This is a genomic window from Providencia sp. PROV201 (assembly GCF_028479545.1).
GTDB lineage: Bacteria > Pseudomonadota > Gammaproteobacteria > Enterobacterales > Enterobacteriaceae > Providencia > Providencia huaxiensis.
Genome location: NZ_JAMPNW010000041.1, coordinates 1 through 4,365 on the forward strand (window position 1 = coordinate 1; position 4,365 = coordinate 4,365).

Annotated in this window: 3 protein-coding genes, 5 tRNA genes and 1 rRNA gene; 1 reads left to right on the plus strand and 8 read right to left on the minus strand. The window is 38.3% G+C overall.

Features of this window, described 5'->3' with window-relative positions:
- Window positions 1–120: 120 nt before the first annotated feature.
- The 4 genes from PR809_RS19830 to PR809_RS19845 all read right to left on the minus strand — a co-directional run bounded on the left by PR809_RS19830 (window position 121) and on the right by PR809_RS19845 (window position 528).
- A tRNA-Thr gene (locus tag PR809_RS19830) sits at window positions 121–196 on the minus strand.
- A gap of 6 nt (window positions 197–202) precedes the next feature.
- A tRNA-Gly gene (locus PR809_RS19835) sits at window positions 203–277 on the minus strand.
- A 75-nt stretch (window positions 278–352) separates the two neighbouring features.
- A tRNA-Tyr gene (locus PR809_RS19840) sits at window positions 353–437 on the minus strand.
- A 15-nt stretch (window positions 438–452) separates the two neighbouring features.
- Window positions 453–528: transfer RNA gene (locus PR809_RS19845), tRNA-Thr, on the minus strand.
- A gap of 426 nt (window positions 529–954) precedes the next feature.
- Between PR809_RS19845 and coaA the strand changes: the two genes are divergently transcribed.
- On the plus strand, window positions 955–1,905 hold the full coding sequence (gene coaA / locus PR809_RS19850) for a type I pantothenate kinase (protein ID WP_102140753.1): 951 nt from the start codon (window positions 955–957) through the stop codon (window positions 1,903–1,905).
- A gap of 42 nt (window positions 1,906–1,947) precedes the next feature.
- Here the strand turns inward: coaA and birA are convergent, their stop codons facing one another.
- From birA to PR809_RS19870, 4 genes are all read right to left on the minus strand, one after another.
- Entirely contained in the window at window positions 1,948–2,919 is a 972-nt protein-coding gene (gene birA / locus PR809_RS19855; protein WP_206277104.1) for a bifunctional biotin--[acetyl-CoA-carboxylase] ligase/biotin operon repressor BirA, read from the minus strand.
- Window positions 2,916–3,950, minus strand: coding sequence for a UDP-N-acetylmuramate dehydrogenase (gene murB / locus PR809_RS19860; protein WP_206277103.1), 1,035 nt, complete (start codon window positions 3,948–3,950; stop codon window positions 2,916–2,918). Before murB ends, birA begins: the two co-directional genes overlap by 4 nt.
- 155 nt (window positions 3,951–4,105) lie before the next feature.
- Window positions 4,106–4,221, minus strand: a 5S ribosomal RNA gene (gene rrf / locus PR809_RS19865).
- Between the two features lie 26 nt (window positions 4,222–4,247).
- A tRNA-Thr gene (locus PR809_RS19870) sits at window positions 4,248–4,323 on the minus strand.
- Window positions 4,324–4,365: the final 42 nt, after the last annotated feature.

Genomic DNA, 4,365 nt, shown 5'->3' on the forward strand with positions numbered 1-4,365 from the left:
TTAGATTGTCCCTCTAAGACACGGAATCGGTGGTTAAACCACATCAACCAAGCAAGAATTTATTTTCGCTTGTTTTTTTCAGGAGACAAATCAGGGAGATAATTGAGAACATGAAGGAAGTGGTGCTGATAGGCAGATTCGAACTGCCGACCTCACCCTTACCAAGGGTGTGCTCTACCAACTGAGCCATATCAGCACATCTTGGAGCGGGCAGCGGGAATCGAACCCGCATCATCAGCTTGGAAGGCTGAGGTAATAGCCATTATACGATGCCCGCAATGAACTCGGCTACCTGAGTTATCAGCTGTTAAACTGTTCCTCAAAATTTTCATTGAAGAAAATTTCTTGGAGATGGTGGTGGGAGAAGGATTCGAACCTTCGAAGTCTGTGACGGCAGATTTACAGTCTGCTCCCTTTGGCCGCTTGGGTATCCCACCTATCCAAATTTTTAATGGTGCCGGCACCAAGAGTCGAACTCGGGACCTACTGATTACAAGTCAGTTGCTCTACCAACTGAGCTATGCCGGCATCAAGTGCTGCGCATTCTAGGTAGAGTCGGCGCAGGTTGCAACAAAAAAATTAACTTTTTTGTCTGTTCGCTCACATTTTGTTCGCTTTTTGCATTTTTGTTGATTTTTTAACTATTTTAAGCTTAAAACATCAACAACAGCTGTTAACTATAGTCCATTACCATTTAGTCAGTAAAGGGAGAAAAAGACTTAAAATTTTTAAAATTATTATTTTTTATTCGATATCATAATTTTACCCTTTCATTTTTAGGTGTTTTTTTCGTCACTCAGTATCATTTTTTCTGCGTTTATCAAAAAAAACTCATAAAAAATAGAAAAAAACCTACGCCTACCCACTTTCACTCGCTATGATGCTAGCAAATTTTATGGATACGGGTGTTTAGGCAACCTGTCCAACCTGCACAAAATAGGCAGATGTTGGTTTATGAAAAAGAAAGAAAATTTTATTACTACGCCATACTTAGAGTTTGATAGAGAACACTGGGCAACTTTACGTGATTCAGTTCCACTTACATTAACATCGAGCGAACTCCTAGAGTTAAAAGGGATTAACGAAGAGCTCTCTATGGAAGATGTTATAGAGATTTATCTACCTTTATCGCGTTTATTGAATTTTTATATCAGTTCAAACTTACGTCGTCAGGCTGTCTTAGAGCAGTTTCTTGGAACTAATGGCGCAAAAGTGCCTTATATTATTGGTATAGCGGGTAGCGTAGCTGTTGGTAAAAGTACAACGGCACGTTTGCTACAAGCACTACTCACTCGTTGGCCAGAACACCGTAAAGTTGACTTAATTACGACTGATGGTTTTTTACATCCTAATCAAGTATTGAAAGATAGGAATATCATGAAGAAAAAAGGGTTTCCGCAGTCTTATGATATGCGAAAACTTGTCAACTTCGTGTCGCAAATAAAATCAGGTGCACGTAACGTTAAAGCACCAGTTTATTCACATTTAACGTATGATATCGTTCCTGACCAGGAACAAATCATTGATCAACCTGATATTTTAATACTTGAAGGGCTGAATGTCTTACAAAGTGATATGGATTACCCACAAGATCCTCATCATGTCTTTGTATCTGACTTTGTTGATTTTTCTATTTATGTTGATGCTGCACCTGAATTATTAAAACAGTGGTATATCGGCCGGTTTCTTAAATTTAGGCAAGGTGCATTCTCAGATCCTGATTCTTATTTCCATAATTATTCTAAACTAAGGGAAGAAGAAGCAATTAATATTGCAGGCTCTATCTGGGATGAAATTAACGGATTAAATCTTGAAGAAAATATATTACCAACAAAGGAAAGAGCAAGTTTAATTATGACTAAAGGTGAAAACCATTCTATTCAGAGTGTTAGACTAAGAAAATAATTATTTATATTGGCCGGCTTATTGCCGGCCAATAATATATAATCAATTAGGCCGCAATGATATTTCACCACCTATATACGGTATTATTTCATCATTATCTTTTTGTAATAACAAAGCACCTTGATCATTAATACCACGTTCAACACCCGTTATTATATCATTACCTATCAATAGCTTAACAGGTCTATTAAGAAAGTTGTCTAATTTAAACCACCGTTCTAAAAATGGTTTCAGCCCTTCTCGCTCAAATATAACCAAGGACTTTCTTAATGACTTAATAATATTTGCAGATAATTCATTACGCTCTATATTCTCAACTTCATCTCTTAGTGATGACCATTCTTGTGTTATTGTATTAGCGTCTTCAATATTGTTTTTATTCATACCAATATTAATTCCAATCCCAATAATAATGTGAGCGGCATCTCCTGTTTTACCTGTTAATTCAACTAGAATTCCGGCAAGTTTTTTATCATTCATATATAAATCATTAGGCCATTTTACTTTTACTTTATCTTGGCTTATTTTATTCAATGCTTCCGCAATGACGATACCGACAACAAGGCTTAGTCCTACTGCAGCGGCAGGGCCTTGATCTAATTTCCAATACATAGAAAGGTAGAGATTACAGCCAAATGGTGAAATCCACTGGCGCCCTCTTCTACCACGCCCAGCACTTTGATATTCGGCTAAGCAAGTATCCCCTGACTTCAGGCTATTAATACGCTCTAACATGTATTGATTCGTTGAATCAATAACTGGCTCAACAATAATATTCAAGCCATCAACTTGTTTTTTAATAGCTTCTTTGCTTAATAAATTGATTTGATATGGTAGCTTATAGCCTTTGCCAGCTATTGTTTCTATGTTTAGTCCCCAAGAGCGCAATGTTTTGATATGTTTATTAATTGCAGATCTTGTCATTCCTAATTGTTCACCGAGTTGCTCCCCCGAATGGACCTGAGCATCAGCTAAGATATCAATTAGCTGTAAAGGAATATTAGTTTCTTTCATCGAATATAATCCATTGCATTAACTTCACCCCTTCTGCCTATAAACCTGACTTCTGGCTCTAAGATAATATCAAAACGCTTTGCTACCGTTTGACTCACATATTTCGCCAAGTTAGCAATATCTTGCCCTGTTGCGTGGTGCTTATTAATTAGCACCAACGCCTGTTGGGTGTGAACGGCAGCACCACCGATTTGATGACCTTTTAAACCACACTGGTCAATTAGCCAGCCTGCGGCTAATTTAATACTGCCATCAGCTTGTTCATATTGGGGACAATTAGGATAAGCTATTTTTATGGCCTGTGCCTTTTCTGCCGAAATAACGGGATTCTTAAAGAAACTCCCCGCATTGCCTGTTACTGTTGGGTCAGGTAATTTACTTCTACGTGTTTGGCATACAGAGTTGAATACTTGTTCTGGCGTTACTGTATTGGGGTCAAGTTGAGCAAGGTCACCATACATAAGCTTAGGTGCCCATTCTTTAGCAAGTTTTAACCCAACACTGATAATGACATGACCATATTGATATTCATGCTTAAAAATACTATCACGATAGCCAAACTGGCACTCAGCAGCGGTTAGCCGAGCTACTTTACCTGTTTCTAGAGAAAGTACATCAACATACTCACATATATCTTTCAGCTCTATACCATAAGCACCAATATTTTGAATGGGAGCAGAGCCAACACAACCCGGGATCAACGCTAAATTTTCTGCACCAAAAACACCTTTACTCAATAATGTTTCAAGCAATTGATGCCAATTTTCACCTGCTTGGGCATGAACATACCAATAGCTGTTATCTTCTGTTATTTTTATACCCTTCAGCTGATTGATAATTACCACACCTTCAAAGTCTGCAACAAATAGAACATTGCTTCCTCCCCCTAATAATAATACGGGAAGTTGCTGATTTTTAGCCTCGGCCCATTGTTGGAGTAAAGATTCTTGATTATCCACAAAAACAATTGATAATGCTTTTGCTTGAATGCCAAAGCTATTAAATGATTTAAGTTCAGACATTAGGTTCATTACAGCCTTCAGTACAAATAAAACTAGGATAGGATAAGTCTATCAGGCTGGATTAAGAGTGAATAGCAAGATTAGGAAAATAAGATAATTAGTAAAAATTATTCTATTCGTAGAATGAAAAAAGCCACCCAATGGGTGGCTTCTTTGTATTTAAAACCTAGCAGTTCCCTACTCTCACATGGGGAGACCCCACACTACCATCGGCGCTACGGCGTTTCACTACTGAGTTCGGCATGGGGTCAGGTGGGACCACCGCGCTATTGCCGCTAGGTAAATTCTTTTTAAATGCCGATTATATGGTGCTGATACCCAGATTCGAACTGGGGACCTCACCCTTACCAAGGGTGTGCTCTACCAACTGAGCCATATCAGCAATATGGTGCGGTCAGTCAGTACTGACACAACCTTAAAATTT

What these genes read in the sequence shown, in the direction of transcription:
- birA (WP_206277104.1), bottom strand. Translation starts at nt 2,919, where the DNA reads ATGAAAGAAACTAATATTCCTTTACAGCTAATTGATATCTTAGCTGAT.
- coaA (WP_102140753.1), top strand. Translation starts at nt 955, where the DNA reads ATGAAAAAGAAAGAAAATTTTATTACTACGCCATACTTAGAGTTTGAT.
- murB (WP_206277103.1), bottom strand. Translation starts at nt 3,950, where the DNA reads ATGAACCTAATGTCTGAACTTAAATCATTTAATAGCTTTGGCATTCAA.